Below are 16625 nucleotides of genomic sequence, written 5' to 3'. Positions count from 1 at the left end.
CTCCTCGCCCGGGTGAGCGGACTATAGGCACCGGCATTCTGCCGTGCCCCGCGCCATATTCAACAGGGCTGCCATTGCCTTCGCCGCCGGCTTTCGCCAATGAAGGCCGATGAGTTCCTCTTTGCCCGCCAGCGCGCGTCCGCGTCTCGACGAACTGCTCGTCGCACGTGGCCTGTTCGCCAGCCGTTCCCGCGCCCGCGACGCGATCGAACGCGGCACCGTCACTGTCGACGGCGCAGTCGCCCGCAAGCCGGGCCAGCCCGTCGCGCCACACTGTGTCGTTACCGTCGACGATCCGGCGCAGGCCTATGTGTCGCGCGCGGCGCTGAAGCTGATTGCCGGCCTCGACCATTTCGGCCTCGATCCCTCTGGGCATGAGGCGCTCGATATCGGCGCCTCGACCGGCGGCTTCACCCAGGTGCTGCTCGAGCGTGGTGCTACCCATGTCACGGCGATCGATGTCGGTCACGGCCAGATGCACCCGGAAATTGCCACCGATCGGCGGGTCACGGTCATTGAAGGGCTGAATGCGCGGGACCTGACCGCCGCCGATCTTGGCGACCGCGATCCGGATTTCCTGGTCTGTGATGTCAGCTTCATCTCGCTGAAGCTGGCGCTGCCGCCGGCGCTGGCCTTGGCGGGCGAGGGCGCCAGGGCGCTGCTTCTCGTCAAGCCGCAATTCGAGGCGGGTCGCGAGGCGATCGGCAAGGGCGGACTGCTCAAGGACCCGAGCGAGGCCGAGCGCATCGCCGCCGGTTTGCGCGGCTGGCTTGCCGGCATGCCGGGCTGGCGCGTGCTCGGGCTGCATCCATCGCCGATCGAGGGCGGCGACGGCAACCGCGAGTTCCTGCTCGCCGCGATCAAGGACGCGGCATCGCCATGAGCGCGCGCTTCACCATCACAAGGCTCGGTTCGCAGGGCGACGGCATCGCCGGTGCCGATGGCGGCGAGGTCTTCATCCCGTTCACGCTGCCTGGCGAGACGGTCACCGCCGCGCGCCGGAAGGACCGCGCGACGCTGATGTCGGTTGTTGAGGCTTCACCGCTTAGGGTTGATCCGCCCTGCCGACACTTCACCGAATGCGGCGGCTGCGCGTTGCAGCATTTCGAGGCCGACGGCTACCGGCAGTGGAAACGCGAACGGGTGGTGCAGGCGCTCAAGATCAAGGGCATCGCTGGTCAGATCGACGCGCTGGTGCCTTGCGCACCGCACACGCGCCGGCGCGTCGTCTTCAGCGCTCGGCGCACCGATGCCGGCATGCTGCTCGGCTTCGTGCGCGCGCTCTCCTCCGAGATCATTCCTATCGAGGAATGCCCGATCTCGTTGCCGGCAATCGTTGATGCGCTCGATCCTTTGCGAAGGCTGGCAGGACTGGTCTGCGCGACGCCGAAAGCCTTCCACATGACCGTCACCGCCACGGCGTCCGGCCTCGATGTCGCCGTCCATGACGCGGGCAAGCTCGGCGAAAACCAGCGCCGCATCGCTTCCAATTTCGTGATGGCCGCGGGCTTGGCGAGGCTTTCGATCGACGGCGAGGTGATCGTCGAGCCGAAGAAGCCGGTGGTGCAGTTCGGCTCGGTCGCCGTCGCCCTGCCGCCCGGCGCCTTCCTGCAGGCGACGGAGGCCGCCGAGCAGACGATGGCCGGTCTCGTCTGCCAGCACCTGTCGCGTGCCAAGAAGGTCGCCGACCTGTTCGCCGGCTGCGGCAGCTTCGCGCTCCGGCTGGCGGCGAAGTCGGAGGTCCACGCCGTGGAGGGAGACGCCCCGGCGCTTGCCGCGCTCGACCGTGCCTCCCGCTTCGCCAGCGGCTTGAAGCGCGTGACCAGCGAGCGTCGCGACCTCTTCCGCAGGCCGCTGACCTTCAAGGAGCTGAGCGGCTTCGACGGCCTCGTCTTCGATCCACCGCGCGCCGGCGCGGAGGATCAGTCCAAGCAGATCGCCCGCTCAGACGTGCCGCTGGTCGCGGCCGTCTCCTGCAATCCGACGACGCTGGCGCGGGATCTGCGCATCCTCATCGACGGCGGCTATCAACTGAAGAGCGTGACGCCGATCGACCAGTTCCTGTGGTCGCCGCATGTCGAGGCCGTCGCGCTGCTGGAGAAGCCGAAGCGGCGCCGGTAGTCCGCGAGAGCCGGTTCGCAAGAAACTTGAAGGCTCTCTTTTCCGAAATTTGCGCCCTAAAGCCGCCTTCTTGCAGGTCTTAGTTTTGCGCTGTTAGGGAAACATTCCTGCTCTTTCGGCGTTACTGAAATAAGCGGATGGCGGATGACGGATAACGGACAGCGCATTGCCATGCAGACGCTTCTAAAATTCCTCAGCCTCATCGTTCTCATCGCTTTTGGCGCCGCGTCCGCGACCGGTGCGCTCGCGCAAGAGCAAAAACGTCTCGCCTTCGTCATCGGCAACGGCGCCTATCAGTCCGGCGAGCTCGCGACTGCCGCCAATGACGCCGGCCTGATCGCGCAGACCCTGCAGGCGGCAGGGTTCGACGTCGTCGGCGCGCGCGATGTCGATCAGGACTCGCTGCGCGGCGCGCTGCGCGATTTTCTCGGCAAGGTTTCCGCCGCCGGTCCCGACGCGGTCGTCTTCGTCTATCTTGCCGGCCACGGCGTGCAGTTCGAGGGGGAGAACTACTTTCTTCCGGTCGATGCCCAGATCGCCAGTCCAGCCGACGTGCCGCTTCAGGCAATGCGGCTCTCCGATGTCACCCGGTCGTTGGCCGGATTGCCGACGAAGGTAAACATCGTCGTGCTCGACGCGGCGCGGCCTGATGCCTTGCCCAAGATGAGCCAGCCCCTGGCCGGTGGTCTCGCGCTTGTCGATCCCGACCCGAACATGCTGATTGCGTTCAACGCGGCTCCGGGAACGGTCGCGCCGGAAGGCAAGGGCCCTTACGGCGCCTATGCCCAGGCGCTCGCCGAAATGATACGCGAGGGCGGGTTGTCGCTTGACGAGGTGTTCGACCGCACGCGGCTGCGCGTCAACGAGATGACGCAAGGCGCGGAAGTGCCGTGGCATGCCTCGAAGATCACCGCGCCTTTCGTCTTCTTCGACCGTGCCGCGGACGCGCCCGCGCCCAAGGTTTCGGAGGCCGAATCCCGCTCCAATCGGACCAGGGCGATCCAGGATTTCGACGCTCGAGACGCTTATATCGCGGCTCTCGACCGCGACACGATGCGCGGCTACGAGGATTTCCTCGTCGCCTATCCACACGATCCGATGGCTAAGCGCGTGCGCGCCATTGTCGCTGCGCGGCGCGAGGCGATCACCTGGCGCGAGACCTGGCTCGAGGACACGCCGGAAGCCTACTGGTCTTATCTGCGGCGCTATCCGCGTGGTCCGCATGCCTGGGACGCACGACGGCGGCTCGAACATTTCGACGCTGCCCTGGAGCCGCCGGAGGAGTTCACCGTCTATGAGTATGATTTGCCGCCGCCGCCGGAGGAGGAAATCATCTATATCGACCGTCCGGTGCTCTATTTCGACGATCCCGATTTCGACTTCGAACCGCCGCCGCCGATCACGGTGGTCTTCCTGCCGCCGCCGCCGCCGGATTTCATCGTGCTTCCGCCACCTCCGCCGCCGATCGAAGCGTTCGTCCTGCCGACGCCGGTATTCGTGCCGATCCCCGTATTCATCAACCCGCCGCGCCACGTCGTGCCGCCGCCGAACGCCATCATCTTCAACAACATCCACAACACGACGGTCATCAACACCATCAACACGACGATCAAAAACGAGACCATCGATCGGGCCGCGCAGCCGAGCGCCGGTGTTCAGCTTGACCGCCGTACAGCCCGGAAAACGATGGAAGGCGCCGTTGGTGGCCGCGCCGATGCGCTGGCGGCCAAGGTTCCCCTGCCGCCGCTTCTGCAGAAGAGGGCGGCCAAGTTCCGTCAGGCCTCATCCAATCAGCAGCAACAGGGCGCCCTGCCGCCGAAGCCTGGTCAGCGTGTTATCCAGCGCCAGCAGCCTGACACCTCGCCGGAGACCTCGTCCAGAACCGGCAAGCTCTCAACCGAACACGCTTTGCCTGGAGCCGATGGCAAGAGGCTGCCGCTGGTCAACGGCAAGTCGGCGCCCGACGGCCAGAACTTGCGCGGCAACAAATTGAAGAGGCAACCCGGCAGGCAAGGCATCTCGGGCGGCAACCAAGAGGCGACCGGAAATGCCGGTCCTGACCGGACCGGGAAGCAGGACACAGATCGGAAGAGGGGTAAAAAGCTCCGCAACCTGCCCGCCGTCAACGGCATGCCGGCCGACAACGGGCAGAGCGCGCGGGAGAAGTTCAGGCAGAACAATACCAAGGCATTATCCGAACGGAGCGGTGGCAAGCCGAGGAAGCTGACGCGCAAGGATTTGTCCGCAGGCCAGTCCGTGGTCGAACCGAACGAACAAGGTTCGGCCGCCGCGAACGACAAGGGCAGGAAGGTCCGTAAACTGCCTACCGTCAACCGGATGCCGGCCGAGAACCGGCCGAGCGTGCGCGAGCGGCTCAGAAAGAACACTCCCGACGTGTTCTCCGATGACAACCAGGGCTCGGCCAAGAGCAAGAAGTTCCGTAGACTGCCGAGCGTTAGTGGTGGGCCAACTGACAATGGACCGGCCGTGCAGAAGCGGCTCAGGAGGAACAATCCGACCGTGTTCTCCGACGAGAATCAGGGCTCGGCCAGCGGGAACGACAGGCGCAGGACGTTGCGCCGGCTGCAGAACGAAGAAGGTTCTGCCGGCCGGGAGGTCACCGTCCAGCGCAACTTCAAGGTCAACAGGCCGAACGACAATGCGCAGCGCCAGTTCAGGCAGGAAAGGCCTAACGAGCAGGTGCTGCGGCGGCAGAGATCGGAGCCTCGCTCGGAATTGCGTTCGCAGCCGAGGCCGCAGATGCAAGAGCGGAGTGTCCCCCGGAAGAAGCCGCAGCGCAAGAAGAAGCTCTCTTGCGGACAGCAGGGCGAGCCGGCCTGCAACCAGTAGGCCGGCGCGTACCTCTGCGAGCCGATTTTTCGGCCATGAACGTGGAAGGCAGAGGCGCCGGTCCGCGCGTATCAATCGTCAGAAACGGAATGCCTCGGCTGTCGAGGCCGCTCGGTTGAGCCTGGCGGCATCCGTCAGGTTTTCGGCGTGCCGCCGCGCTGATTGATCGATACCCAAATATTCGGGTTCTGCTGCGACTGGCGCTTCAGGAAATAATAGCCGGTCGCGTTCCAGGGCCGGACTTCGTCGACCAGATTGTCGAGCACGAGATCGCCCTTGTCGGTCTTCACGGTCAGGATGGTGTGGCCTTCGTTGTTCAGGTCGCGCACCACCGTCATCAGCAGCGCCTGGCGGGGAAATCCCGCTTCCATGAGAAGCTTGCGCTTGTAGAGCGCGTAGATCTTGCAGTCGCCCTTGCCGTCCACCGGATAGTCCCAGTGGTCCATCATCGTGCCCCAGTGATCATAGTTGCTGACGGGCTTGATGGCGCGGTTCGCCTTCTGGTTTATGCGCTTGAGGGTTCGCATGTTCTGTGCGGTCAGCTTGACGTTCGCCGGCTGCAGGGCAGGCACTTTGCACTCTTTCGGCCGGCGGTGGCAGAAATCGATCCAGCCATAAGGGACGCTGGTACGTCCTCCAACGGTGGCGGAGCGCAGGTCGACCGGACTCGATGGCCGCTTGAACAATGTCGACTGCGCCGCCGCCGTGTCGACGCAAAGCGACGTCACACCGATCAACGAGCAAAGGCCAAGGAGGAATGAAGAGGTCAGGACGCCAGGGGAACGCAGCACTGCCAACACCACCGCAACGAGAAGACTGCTGATAGTTAAGTCGGAAGCGTCGGCCAAAGCAATTGAACAATTAATAATCTGCTAACACGATTGTGTTCGCGCTCCGGCGGGTAGCTAGGTGTGAGCTTTCCGGCCGGATCGAGGTGACCGTTCAGGATGGTCGTTCGTCAGGTATCTGACGACAAGGTTGGGATCAATTGCGAGCATGGCGCCGCCGCGCTTCGGCAAGGACACTCGCGTTCATCTCTTCAAGCGTCTTCGGCTTGCCGCGGTGCGGCAGCAGGCCAACCACGTCTTCCGGTCGCGTCGGGGTGAAGGCCGGCACTTGCTTCAGAAGAACACCGTCTGGTGTGTCTTCGACCTGCAGACGTGTGCCCGCACCCCAGTCCCTCCGTTTCCGGATCGCGCTGGGGAGGATCACTTGTCCCTTGGTCGAGACGGTGGTTATGAGTTTTTCGGCACCAGCCATCGCAAGCTTACCCCGTGTAAGACACAGGTAAGATACTCAAGCGGCGGAGTGCTATTCAAACCTGCCGGATTGAGCGTGCTCAAACCCTGGTGCCGCCCACCGTCATCTGGTTCATCCTCAGATGCGGCTGGCCGACCCCGACCGGCACGCCCTGTCCGGCCTTGCCGCACATGCCGATGCCGTTGTCGAGTTTCATGTCATTGCCGACCATGGTGACGCGGTGCATGGCGTCGGGCCCGTTGCCGATCAGCATTGCGCCCTTGATCGGCTGCGTCACCTTGCCGTCCTCGATCATGTAGGCCTCGGTGCAGCCGAACACGAACTTGCCTGAGGTGATGTCGACCTGGCCGCCGCCGAAAGAGACGGCATAGATGCCGTTCTTGACCGAGGCGATGATCTCTTCCGGCGCGGTATCGCCCGAGGTCATGTAGGTGTTGGTCATGCGCGGCATCGGCTGGTGGGCATAGCCTTCGCGCCGGCCGTTGCCGGTCGCCTTCATGCCCATCAGCCGCGCATTCTGGCGGTCCTGCATGTAGCCGACCAGCTTGCCGTCCTCGATCAGCACATTGCGCGCCGAAGGCGTGCCTTCGTCGTCCACGGTAAGCGAGCCGCGCCGCTCGGCGATGGTGCCGTCATCGACGACGGTGACGCCCTTTGCCGCTACTTGGCTGCCCATCAGGCCGGCGAAGGCGGATGTTTTCTTGCGGTTGAAGTCGCCCTCGAGGCCATGGCCGACAGCCTCGTGCAGCATCACGCCCGGCCAGCCGCTGGAAAGCACGATGTCGAATGTGCCTGCCGGCGCCGGAACGGCCTCCAGATTGACCAGCGCCTGTCGCAGCGCCTCGCGCGCGGAGTGCTTCCAACTCTCCTCGGTGAGGAACTCGCCAAAGCTCTTGCGGCCGCCCATTCCGTAGGAGCCGCTCTCCTGGCGGTCGCCATCGCCGACCACCACCGAGACGTTCATCCTGACCAGCGGGCGGATATCGCGCACCACCTGGCCGTCGCCGCGCACGATCTCGACATGCTGCCACGAGGCGGCGAGCGAAGCCGTCACCTGGCGCACGCGCGGATCGGCGGCGCGCAGCCAGGCGTCGATCTCCTGCAACAGCTTCGCCTTGGCCTCGAAACTGGGCGAGGTGATGGGATTCTCGTCGCCGTAAAGGTGGCGATTGGTGCGCGCGGGCGCTGCGGCAAGCGTTCCGGAATAGCCGCCCTTCACCGCGGAGACGGCATCGGCGGCGCGCAGCAGCGAGGCTTCCGACAGGTCGCTCGAATGGGCATAGCCGCTCGCCTCGCCGGCGACGGCGCGCAGCCCGAAACCCTGGTCGGTGTTGAAATTCGCCGTCTTCAGCCGGCCGTTGTCGAACATCAGCGCTTCGTTCTCGCTGTATTCGAGGAACAACTCGCCGTCGTCGGCGCCCTTGATGGTATCGGCGACGATCTCTTTGACGCGGTCGTCGGAAATGTCGAATTGGCCGATCAGGCTGTTCATGGCAGGGCTGTCCGCTGGCGGTTTCGCATTCCCCCGATGTAGGGGCGAAGTGAGGTCAAGACAATCGCCGGCCTTCACACGCGATCGTCATCGCCCCGAGCCGACTGGCGGCCGCGTTGCCGCCGCTGGACTTAGGGCAGAGCCGAGAAGCCTTCGGCGAATCCCTTCAGATCGACCGGAATGCCGATGCCTTCCTCCGGCGTCTGGAACACGATGAAGGTGGCCGACGTGCCGTTCTTCAGCGTGTCGAGCAGTGGCTTCTCGAGGATCACTTCCGCGTAGCAGCCGTCCTGGAAGCAGCGCACGAAATAGGCGCGGCCGATGTCCTTGCCGTCGACATTGAGGCCGAGCCCGTTGGGCAGGAGCACGCCGAGCGGTGCCAGCACCCGCAGGATCTCCGCCTTGTTGTCGGCGGTGCGCAGCACCACGACGGAAAGCCCCATCTCCGGACGGTCCTCGGCGACGACGTTCTGCATCATCACGCATTGTTCGGAGGTCGCGCCGGCCGGCGTGTCGCAGATGATCGACCACGCGCCATGCGTCGACTTGACCGTGCCGCTGGGCGGCGCCGCGGTCTGCGGTGGCGCGGCGTTCGCCACACTGGCGCTAAGCGAGGCGGCAAGGAAGATAACCTTCGCCAAGGGTCTCGAAAGCCAGGAAGTCATAACGGCTCCATTGCGAATCACGGCACTTTAAGCTGCGCCAAGGCCAAGTAAAAGGACGAGACCGTCGCCAGCCCGCCCAGATACCGGCAATTACGCGCTTTTCCAGAGCAAATTCGCCCGAATTGCGACCGCCCGGCGCGGGGGCGGCGATGGTCGGGGATGCCCTTCGGGCTGCGCGCAAAAATGCCGCACGGTTTCGCCCGCTCCTTCCTTGCGGAGGGAAATAGAGTATGGTTTGAACCACCTTAGGGACAGACCGGGATTCCCCATCCCGGCGTCGTTCGTTATTGGTGCGATCCGATTGCAGGAAGTGGGAGACGAGAGGGCGATGAGAAAATTCATGGCAAGCGCCAGACTTCTGGCAGGTGCTGCGGCCGCGGGCACGCTCCTCTCCAGCGCATCCGCCTATGCGGATCAGCCGCGGCCATGGGAAACCGCCTTCCAGGCGCCTGCGACCGACATGATGCGGCAGATCGAATGGTTCGGAAACTACACCTTCGTATTCATCGTGGTCATCACCCTGCTGGTGCTGGTCCTGCTCGCCTATGTCATCCTGCGGTTCCGCGCGAGCGCCAACCCGGTTCCTTCCCGGACCAGCCACAACACGCTGATCGAGGTGATCTGGACCGTCGGCCCGGTCATCGTGCTGCTGCTCATCGCCATCCCCTCGTTCCAACTGCTCACCGCGCAGTATACCCCGCCGGAAGAAGCCAAGCTGACCGTCAAGGCGACCGGCAACCAATGGAATTGGGACTACGAATACCAGGTCGACAAGAGCTTCTCCTTCAACTCGGCGATCCTTCAGGACGGTGACCGCGCCAAGGCCGGCAAGGAAGACCGCAACCTCTATCCGCGCCTGCTCGCCGTCGACAATGAGCTGGTGGTGCCGGTCAACACCATGACCCGTGTGCTGATCACCGCCACCGACGTCATCCACTCCTTCGCGGTGCCGTCCTTCGGCATCAAGATGGATGCCGTGCCCGGCCGCACGAACGAGACCTGGTTCAAGGCGGAGAAGGAAGGCCTCTATTACGGCCAGTGCTCGCAGCTCTGCGGCAAGGATCACGCCTTTATGCCGATCGCGGTTCGCGTCGTCTCCGACGCGCAGTTCAAGACCTGGCTGGAGACGGCCAAGACCGACGTGCCCGCCGCCAACAAGGCGCTGATGGCCGAGATCGATGGTACCAACAAGGTAGCGGCCGCCGGCAACTGACGCCGCGGGTTAGCAAGAATTAGGGAACGGAGCGGAATATGGCAGAGGCTGCAGCTCACGACCACCACGACCACAGGCCGCATGGCTGGGTCCGCTGGGTCTACTCGACCAACCACAAGGACATCGGCACGCTCTACCTGATCTTCGCGATCATGGCCGGGATTATCGGCGGCGCGCTTTCGGTCGCCATCCGCATGGAGCTGCAGGAGCCCGGCATCCAGATCTTCAGCGGTCTGGCGCAGATGGTCTACGGCATGCAGGGTGATGCCGCCATCGACGGCGGCAAGAGCATGTACAATGCCTTCGGCGCCGCGCACGGCTTGATCATGATCTTCTTCATGGTGATGCCGGCGCTCATCGGCGGCTTCGCCAACTGGATGGTGCCGATCATGATCGGCGCGCCGGACATGGCCTTCCCGCGCATGAACAACATCTCTTTCTGGCTGCTGCCGCCGGCCTTCCTCCTGCTGCTCGGCTCGATGTTCGTACCGAGCGCGCCCGGCGCCTTCGGCGTCGGCGGCGGCTGGACGATCTATCCGCCGCTCTCGACATCCGGCCAGCCTGGCCCCGCGATGGACCTTGCGATTCTGTCGCTCCACATCGCCGGCGCCTCGTCGATTCTCGGTGCGATCAATTTCATCACCACCATCTTCAACATGCGCGCGCCTGGCATGACCATGCACAAGATGCCGCTGTTCGCCTGGGCGGTGCTGATCACGGCCTTCCTGCTGCTCTTGTCGCTGCCGGTTCTGGCGGGCGCCATCACCATGCTGCTCACCGATCGCAACTTCGGCACCGCCTTCTTCGTGCCGGACCAGGGCGGCGACCCGCTGCTCTTTCAGCACCTGTTCTGGTTCTTTGGCCATCCCGAGGTGTACATCCTGATCCTGCCGGGCTTCGGCATCGTTAGCCACATCGTCTCGACCTTCTCGAAGAAGCCGGTCTTCGGCTATCTCGGCATGGCCTACGCCATGGTCGCGATCGGCGCGGTCGGCTTCATCGTCTGGGCGCACCACATGTACACGACCGGCCTGTCGCTCGATACGCAGCGCTATTTCGTGTTCGCCACCATGGTCATCGCGGTTCCGACGGGCGTGAAGATCTTCTCCTGGATCGCCACGATGTGGGGCGGCTCGATCTCCTTCAAGCCGCCGATGCTGTGGGCGCTGGGCTTCATCTTCCTGTTCACGATCGGTGGCGTCACCGGCGTTCAGCTGGCAAATGCCGGCCTCGACCGCTCGCTGCACGACACCTATTTCGTGATCGCCCACTTCCACTACGTGCTGTCGCTGGGCGCCGTGTTCGCCATCTTCGCCGGCTGGTACTACTGGTTCCCGAAGATGACCGGCTACATGTACTCGCCGGTGATCGCCAACACCCACTTCTGGGTCACCTTCGTCGGCGTCAACCTGATCTTCTTCCCGCAGCACTTCCTCGGCCTTGCCGGGATGCCGCGCCGCACTGTCGACTATCCGGATGCGTTTGCCGGCTGGAACATGATCTCGTCCTACGGCTCCTACATCGCCGCCGTCGGCGTTGCGATCTTCCTCTATGGCGTGTTCGAGGCCTTCCAGAAGAAGCGCGTCGCGGGCGCCAATCCGTGGGGCGAGGGTGCCACCACGCTCGAATGGCAGCTGCCGTCGCCGCCGCCGTTCCACCAGTGGGAACAGCTGCCGAAGATCAAGTAAGGCCGCAGATACAGGACCGCCGGCTCGCCCGGCGGTCTTGGCCAACGGAATGATGGACTTTAAGTACGCATGGCCCTTGCCGACCACAAATTGATGGAGGAAGTTGGCTTTCGCATGTCGGAAGCCACCGCGGGCGATTTCTTCGCCCTCCTCAAGCCGCGCGTGATGTCGCTGGTCGTCTTCACGGCCTTTGTCGGCATGGTCGCGGCGCCGGTCGCCATCAATCCGCTGCTGGCGGTGATCGCGATCCTGGCGATTGCCATCGGCGCCGGCGCCTCGGGCGCGCTCAACATGTGGTACGACGCCGATATCGACGCGGTGATGACCAGGACAGCGAGCCGTCCGGTGCCGGCGGGGCGCGTCACGCCGGGTGAGGCGCTGAGCTTCGGGCTCGTGCTCTCCGCGCTGTCGGTGATGACGCTGGGCGTGCTCATCAACTGGCTGTCGGCGGCGCTTCTTGCCTTCACCATCTTCTTCTACGCCGTCATCTACACGATGTGGCTGAAGCGCTGGACGCCGCAGAACATCGTCATCGGCGGCGCCGCCGGCGCCATCCCGCCGGTGATCGGCTGGGCGGCGGTGACCGGATCGGTCAGCCTCGAAAGCCTGATTCTTTTCCTGATCATTTTCCTGTGGACGCCGCCGCATTTCTGGGCGCTGGCGCTGTTCAAGTCGGACGACTACGCCCGCGCCGGCATCCCGATGATGCCGAACGTCGCCGGGCACGCCTCGACCCGCCGCCAGATCTTTGCCTACGCGCTAGTCCTGGCGCCGGTCGGCGTGTTGCCATGGCTGCTCGGCTACACCACCGCCGCCTATGGCGCGGTTTCCGTCCTGCTCGGCCTGGGCTTCGTCTGGTATGCCTGGAAGGTGCTGGGCATGAGCGATGCCGACCGCGCGATGAAGCCGGCCAAGGCGCTGTTCGGCTATTCGCTGCTCTATCTCTTCGCAATCTTTGCCGCCTATCTCGTCGACAGCGTGGTCGGGCGTGCCCTCGTCATGGGGGGAGCATGACCGTGGCCGACAAGAACCTCGAACTGGTCACCTTGACCGAACGCCAGCGGAAGGCGCGACGCAGCCGCTCCGTTGCCATCGGCGTCGCGCTGGCCGCGCTCGTCATCATCTTCTACATCGCCACCATCGTGCGCTTCGGCCACCATGCCTCCGGCCTGATACCGACGAATTTGATGTGAGGCGGCGATGAGCGGCGAGACCGGACCCATCGGGAAGAACAGCAACCGCATCGTCGTGGCGGTCTGCCTTGCCTTCTTCACTGGCATGGTCGGCATGGCCTATGCGGCGGTCCCGCTCTACAAGATGTTCTGCCAGGTCACCGGCTATGGCGGCACGACGCAGCGCGCCGAGAAGCAATATGCCGGTCGCGTGCTCGACCGCGATATCACCATCCGCTTCGACGCCAACACCAACGGCATTCCGTGGCAGTTCGAGCCCGTCGCGCGCTCGGTTACGATCAAGATCGGCGAGACCACGCAGGCGCATTACAGCGCCACCAACAAGTTCGATCGCCCCATCACCGGGCGCGCCTCCTTCAATGTGCAGCCGGAAATGGCCGGCGCCTATTTCAACAAGGTGGAGTGCTTCTGCTTCACTGACACGACGCTCAAGCCCGGTGAGACGCTGGACATGCCGGTCGTGTTCTATGTCGATCCAGACATCGTCAACGTGCCGGAACTGAAGGACCTGAAGACCATCACCCTGTCCTACACCATGTTCCCGGTCGAAAAGAAGCAGCCAGTCGCGTCGTCCGCGCCGACCGCTGGCAGCAGCAACAAAGTTCCAGATTCCGAAGCAAGCCTCGGGGGTTGATATGGCAGACGCGCACACAAAACCGAACCACGACTACCATCTCGTCAATCCCAGCCCTTGGCCTTTCCTGGGCTCGATCGGCGCATTGGTCACGGCCGTCGGCGGCGTTTGCCTAATGCAGTATCTGAAGGCCGGCAGCTTCCCAATATTCGGCCACAACATCGCCAATCCGTGGCTGTTTTTCATCGGCCTGATCATCGTGCTCTACACGATGTTCGCCTGGTGGTCGGACACCATCAAGGAAGCGCATGAGGGCCACCACACGCGCGTCGTGTCGCTGCACCTGCGCTACGGCATGATCATGTTCATCGCCTCCGAGGTGATGTTCTTCGTCGCCTGGTTCTGGGCCTTCTTCGACGCCAGCCTATTCCCGGGCGAGGCCGCGCAATATGCCCGCACCACCTTCACGGGCGGCGTTTGGCCGCCAAAAGGTCTGGAGGTTCTCGATCCCTTCCACCTGCCGCTCTACAACACCATCATCCTGCTTCTGTCGGGCACGACGGTGACCTGGGCGCACCACTCGCTGCTGCACGGCGACCGCAAGGGCCTGATCAACGGCCTGATCCTGACCGTCGGCCTCGGCATGCTGTTCACCATGGTGCAGGCCTACGAGTACATGCACGCTCCGTTCGGCTTCAAGGACTCGATCTACGGCGCCACCTTCTTCATGGCGACCGGCTTCCACGGCTTCCACGTCATCATCGGCACCATCTTCCTGCTCGTCTGCCTGATCCGGGCGATGCGGGGCGATTTCACCCCGAAGCAGCATTTCGGCTTCGAGGCGGCCGCCTGGTACTGGCATTTCGTCGACGTGGTCTGGCTGTTCCTGTTCACCGCGATCTATGTCTGGGCCTCGAGCGGCGCGGTAATCGAAGCCCACTGAGACCCTTTGGATTGAGTTCACGAGGCGGCTGCGGCGACGTGGCCGCCTTATCTTTTTGACCGAACGGGTCTACGGTGCGGACATGAGCGAAGACAAGGCAATCTGGCCACCCGTCGACCCGATCTCGGCCGGGCTGCGCGGCCATTGCCCGCGCTGCGGCGAGGGCAAGCTGTTTTCCGGCTTCCTCACCGTCGGCAAGGGCTGCTACAGTTGCGGCCTCGACTATTCCTTTGCCGATGCCGGCGACGGTCCGGCGGTCTTCGTCATCCTCATCATCGGCTTCATCGTCGTCGGCCTGGCACTGTGGATGGAAGTGTCGCTGAGCCCGCCGCTCTGGCTGCATTTCATTTTGTGGATACCGCTGGCGCTGGTGCTGAGCCTGGCGGCGCTGCGCCTGATCAAGGGCGTGCTGATCACCCTGCAATATTCCAAGAAGGCCGCGGAAGGCAGGCTGGACAGCGGCCAATGAGCGATGCGACCTCCTCGACTGCCGGCGCTTCGCGGCCGCGCTCGGCGCTGCTGCTTGGGATCGGCCTTGTCCTGTTCGCCATTCTCCTCGGCCTCGGCACGTGGCAGGTCCAGCGCTTGCACTGGAAGGAAGGGCTGATCGATACCATCGACAAGCGCACCCATGCGGCACCTTTGCCACTGACCGATGTCGAGAAAGAATTCGCCGCCACACACGATGTCGACTACACGCCGGTGACTGTAACCGGCACTTTCCTGCACCAGGGCGAGCGCCATTTCTTCGCCACTTGGGAAGGCGACACGGGCTTCAATGTCTACACGCCCCTGCGGCTCGACGACGGCCGTTTCGTGCTCGTCAACCGCGGCTTCGTCCCTTACGATCTCAAGGATCCGGCCAAGCGGAAGCAGGGCGAGGTCGCCGGCACGGTGACGGTGACCGGGCTTGCCCGCAATCCGCTGCCTGAAAAACCCTCGATGATGCTGCCCGACAACGACGTCGCCAAGAACATCTTTTACTGGAAGGACCGCGACGTCATGGCCTCGAGCGCCGGTCTGCCAGCGGGAGCCGTGCTGGTGCCCTTCTTCATCGATGCCGACAAGACTCCTAACCCCGGCGGTCTGCCGGTCGGCGGCGTCACCATCATCGATCTGCCGAACAACCACCTGCAATATGCCGTCACCTGGTATGGCCTTGCCGCCGCCCTTGCCGCGGTGCTGATCCTCAGGCTTCGCCGCCCGGCGAAGGAGGAGTGAGCGCCGCTCTTGACAGGGCAGGGGTGCACGCCTCATTTCGCCTTCAGCTTTCCGACTGAACCGGCCCGTTTTGATGATTGAAAAAAAGCCACCGCTGACGATCAGGCTTTGCCAGCCGCGCGGCTTCTGCGCCGGCGTCGACCGCGCCATTCAGATCGTCGTGCTGGCGCTGAAGAAATACGGCGCGCCGGTCTATGTCCGCCATGAGATCGTGCACAACCGCTACGTCGTCGAGGGGCTGCAGAGCCTGGGCGCGGTGTTCATCGAGGAATTGTCCGAGATCCCACCCGAGCATCGTCAGTCGCCGGTCGTCTTTTCCGCGCATGGGGTGCCGAAATCGGTGCCGGCCGACGCCGAGGCGCGCAACCTGTTCTACCTCGATGCCACCTGTCCGCTGGTGTCGAAGGTGCACAAGCAGGCGATGCGGCACCAGCGGCTCGGCCGCCATGTGCTCCTGATCGGCCATGCCGGCCATCCGGAAGTGATCGGCACGATGGGCCAGTTGCCGGAAGGAGCCGTGACCCTTATCGAGACCGAGGCGGATGCGGCAAGCTTCGTGCCGGCAGACCCGGCGGCGCTTGGCTTTGTCACCCAGACGACGCTGTCGGTCGAGGACACCGCCGGCATCATCCGGGCGCTGCAAGAGCGTTTCCCCGAGCTTCACGCCCCGGCCGCCGAATCCATCTGCTACGCCACTACCAACCGACAGGAGGCGGTGAAGGAGACGGCCGCCGGCGCCGACCTTTTCCTCGTCGTCGGCGCGCCGAACTCGTCCAACTCGCGGCGTCTTGTCGAAGTGGCGGAGCGCGCGGGCGCCGCGATGTCGCTTCTCGTGCAGCGCGCCTCCGAAATTCCGTGGGATGAGATCGGCAGGATTTCGACGCTCGGCCTGTCGGCCGGCGCCTCGGCGCCGGAAATCATCGTCGACGAGATCATCGACGCGTTCCGGCAACGCTTCGACGTCACCATCGATCTGGCCATCACGGCCACGGAAACGGAGGATTTTCCGGTGATGCGGGTGTTGCGCGATGTCGAACTGACGGCGGCCGACATGGCCTTCGTCAACGGAGCCGCGTAAACCCAGATGGCCGTCTACACCGACGTCAACGAAAACGAGCTCAGCGCGTTTCTGAAAGCCTATCCGGTGGGCGAGCTCCTGTCCTACAAGGGCATCGCCGAAGGGACCGAGAACTCGAATTTTCTGGTCCATGCTTCCACCGGTTCCTACATATTGACGCTCTACGAGAAGCGCGTCGACAAGGCCGATCTGCCCTTTTTTCTCGGCCTGATGGGCCATCTCGCGCGAAAAGGCATTTCCTGCCCGCTTCCAGTCACCGCGCATGACGGAACCGTCATCGGCACGCTCGCCGGGCGCCCGGCGAGCGTGCCGATGACGGTTCCGTCA

General features: G+C 64.1%; 17 protein-coding genes. 13 read left to right on the top strand and 4 right to left on the bottom strand.

Going from position 1 to position 16625, the window contains the following annotated elements:
• The first annotated feature begins 109 nt into the window (after positions 1-109).
• The 3 genes from EOA79_RS05280 to EOA79_RS05270 all read left to right on the top strand — a co-directional run bounded on the left by EOA79_RS05280 (position 110) and on the right by EOA79_RS05270 (position 4971).
• Positions 110-883, top strand: coding sequence for a TlyA family RNA methyltransferase (locus EOA79_RS05280; protein WP_095823805.1), 774 nt, complete (start codon positions 110-112; stop codon positions 881-883).
• Positions 880-2121 (top strand): class I SAM-dependent RNA methyltransferase, encoded by a 1242-nt coding sequence (locus tag EOA79_RS05275; protein ID WP_095823804.1) that lies wholly within the window; start codon positions 880-882, stop codon positions 2119-2121. Before EOA79_RS05280 ends, EOA79_RS05275 begins: the two co-directional genes overlap by 4 nt.
• Positions 2122-2265: 144 nt before the next feature.
• Positions 2266-4971, top strand: coding sequence for a caspase domain-containing protein (locus EOA79_RS05270; protein ID WP_245322296.1), 2706 nt, complete (start codon positions 2266-2268; stop codon positions 4969-4971).
• Between the two features lie 134 nt (positions 4972-5105).
• On the opposite strand, the gene EOA79_RS05265 is transcribed toward EOA79_RS05270, so the two are convergent.
• The 4 genes from EOA79_RS05265 to EOA79_RS05245 all read right to left on the bottom strand — a co-directional run bounded on the left by EOA79_RS05265 (position 5106) and on the right by EOA79_RS05245 (position 8388).
• Complete coding sequence (locus tag EOA79_RS05265) at positions 5106-5708, bottom strand: transglutaminase-like cysteine peptidase (protein WP_082954009.1); 603 nt, start codon at positions 5706-5708, stop codon at positions 5106-5108.
• A gap of 247 nt (positions 5709-5955) precedes the next feature.
• Entirely contained in the window at positions 5956-6231 is a 276-nt protein-coding gene (locus EOA79_RS05255) for an AbrB/MazE/SpoVT family DNA-binding domain-containing protein (protein ID WP_095823803.1), read from the bottom strand.
• A 79-nt stretch (positions 6232-6310) separates the two neighbouring features.
• Positions 6311-7723 carry a metalloprotease TldD gene (gene tldD / locus EOA79_RS05250; protein ID WP_095823802.1) on the bottom strand — a complete coding sequence of 471 codons (1413 nt, stop codon included), beginning with the start codon at positions 7721-7723 and terminating at the stop codon, positions 6311-6313.
• A 131-nt stretch (positions 7724-7854) separates the two neighbouring features.
• Positions 7855-8388, bottom strand: a complete 534-nt coding sequence (locus EOA79_RS05245; RefSeq protein WP_066998026.1) for an invasion associated locus B family protein — start codon at positions 8386-8388, stop codon at positions 7855-7857.
• Positions 8389-8728: 340 nt separating this feature from the next.
• On the opposite strand from EOA79_RS05245, the gene coxB reads away from it, so the two are divergent.
• From coxB to EOA79_RS05195, 10 genes are all read left to right on the top strand, one after another.
• Positions 8729-9601 (top strand): cytochrome c oxidase subunit II, encoded by an 873-nt coding sequence (gene coxB, locus EOA79_RS05240; protein ID WP_245299655.1) that lies wholly within the window; start codon positions 8729-8731, stop codon positions 9599-9601.
• Positions 9602-9639: 38 nt separating this feature from the next.
• Positions 9640-11289, top strand: a complete 1650-nt coding sequence (gene ctaD, locus EOA79_RS05235) for a cytochrome c oxidase subunit I (protein WP_066998019.1) — start codon at positions 9640-9642, stop codon at positions 11287-11289.
• Between the two features lie 69 nt (positions 11290-11358).
• Complete coding sequence (locus tag EOA79_RS05230) at positions 11359-12303, top strand: heme o synthase (RefSeq protein WP_095823801.1); 945 nt, start codon at positions 11359-11361, stop codon at positions 12301-12303.
• Entirely contained in the window at positions 12300-12482 is a 183-nt protein-coding gene (locus EOA79_RS05225) for a hypothetical protein (RefSeq protein WP_067327855.1), read from the top strand. The genes EOA79_RS05230 and EOA79_RS05225 overlap by 4 nt, the downstream gene beginning before the upstream one ends.
• Positions 12483-12489: 7 nt before the next feature.
• Entirely contained in the window at positions 12490-13116 is a 627-nt protein-coding gene (locus EOA79_RS05220; protein WP_095823800.1) for a cytochrome c oxidase assembly protein, read from the top strand.
• A gap of 1 nt (position 13117) precedes the next feature.
• Positions 13118-13999, top strand: a complete 882-nt coding sequence (locus tag EOA79_RS05215) for a cytochrome c oxidase subunit 3 (RefSeq protein ID WP_095823799.1) — start codon at positions 13118-13120, stop codon at positions 13997-13999.
• Between the two features lie 82 nt (positions 14000-14081).
• A complete protein-coding gene (locus EOA79_RS05210) occupies positions 14082-14468 on the top strand; it encodes a DUF983 domain-containing protein (RefSeq protein ID WP_095823798.1) in 387 nt (128 codons plus the stop codon).
• Positions 14465-15220 (top strand): SURF1 family protein, encoded by a 756-nt coding sequence (locus EOA79_RS05205; protein WP_164748251.1) that lies wholly within the window; start codon positions 14465-14467, stop codon positions 15218-15220. Before EOA79_RS05210 ends, EOA79_RS05205 begins: the two co-directional genes overlap by 4 nt.
• A 73-nt stretch (positions 15221-15293) precedes the next feature.
• A complete protein-coding gene (gene ispH / locus EOA79_RS05200) occupies positions 15294-16298 on the top strand; it encodes a 4-hydroxy-3-methylbut-2-enyl diphosphate reductase (RefSeq protein ID WP_067327859.1) in 1005 nt (334 codons plus the stop codon).
• Positions 16299-16304: 6 nt separating this feature from the next.
• A partial coding sequence (locus EOA79_RS05195; protein WP_164893826.1) for a phosphotransferase occupies positions 16305-16625 on the top strand: 321 nt, incomplete at its 3' end.

The sequence above is a fragment of the Mesorhizobium sp. M1A.F.Ca.IN.020.03.2.1 genome, from assembly GCF_004023205.1.
In the GTDB taxonomy this organism is placed as follows: domain Bacteria; phylum Pseudomonadota; class Alphaproteobacteria; order Rhizobiales; family Rhizobiaceae; genus Mesorhizobium.
This window is presented reverse-complemented; position numbering and strand designations above follow the sequence as displayed.

Excerpts from the sequence above, each read along its gene's own strand:
- EOA79_RS05280 (WP_095823805.1), top strand. The coding sequence starts at position 110 with ATGAGTTCCTCTTTGCCCGCCAGCGCGCGTCCGCGTCTCGACGAACTG.
- EOA79_RS05275 (WP_095823804.1), top strand. The coding sequence starts at position 880 with ATGAGCGCGCGCTTCACCATCACAAGGCTCGGTTCGCAGGGCGACGGC.
- EOA79_RS05270 (WP_245322296.1), top strand. The coding sequence starts at position 2,266 with ATGACGGATAACGGACAGCGCATTGCCATGCAGACGCTTCTAAAATTC.
- EOA79_RS05255 (WP_095823803.1), bottom strand. The coding sequence starts at position 6,231 with ATGGCTGGTGCCGAAAAACTCATAACCACCGTCTCGACCAAGGGACAA.
- tldD (WP_095823802.1), bottom strand. The coding sequence starts at position 7,723 with ATGAACAGCCTGATCGGCCAATTCGACATTTCCGACGACCGCGTCAAA.
- EOA79_RS05245 (WP_066998026.1), bottom strand. The coding sequence starts at position 8,388 with ATGACTTCCTGGCTTTCGAGACCCTTGGCGAAGGTTATCTTCCTTGCC.
- coxB (WP_245299655.1), top strand. The coding sequence starts at position 8,729 with ATGGCAAGCGCCAGACTTCTGGCAGGTGCTGCGGCCGCGGGCACGCTC.
- ctaD (WP_066998019.1), top strand. The coding sequence starts at position 9,640 with ATGGCAGAGGCTGCAGCTCACGACCACCACGACCACAGGCCGCATGGC.
- EOA79_RS05230 (WP_095823801.1), top strand. The coding sequence starts at position 11,359 with ATGGCCCTTGCCGACCACAAATTGATGGAGGAAGTTGGCTTTCGCATG.
- EOA79_RS05225 (WP_067327855.1), top strand. The coding sequence starts at position 12,300 with ATGACCGTGGCCGACAAGAACCTCGAACTGGTCACCTTGACCGAACGC.
- EOA79_RS05220 (WP_095823800.1), top strand. The coding sequence starts at position 12,490 with ATGAGCGGCGAGACCGGACCCATCGGGAAGAACAGCAACCGCATCGTC.
- EOA79_RS05215 (WP_095823799.1), top strand. The coding sequence starts at position 13,118 with ATGGCAGACGCGCACACAAAACCGAACCACGACTACCATCTCGTCAAT.
- EOA79_RS05210 (WP_095823798.1), top strand. The coding sequence starts at position 14,082 with ATGAGCGAAGACAAGGCAATCTGGCCACCCGTCGACCCGATCTCGGCC.
- EOA79_RS05205 (WP_164748251.1), top strand. The coding sequence starts at position 14,465 with ATGAGCGATGCGACCTCCTCGACTGCCGGCGCTTCGCGGCCGCGCTCG.
- ispH (WP_067327859.1), top strand. The coding sequence starts at position 15,294 with ATGATTGAAAAAAAGCCACCGCTGACGATCAGGCTTTGCCAGCCGCGC.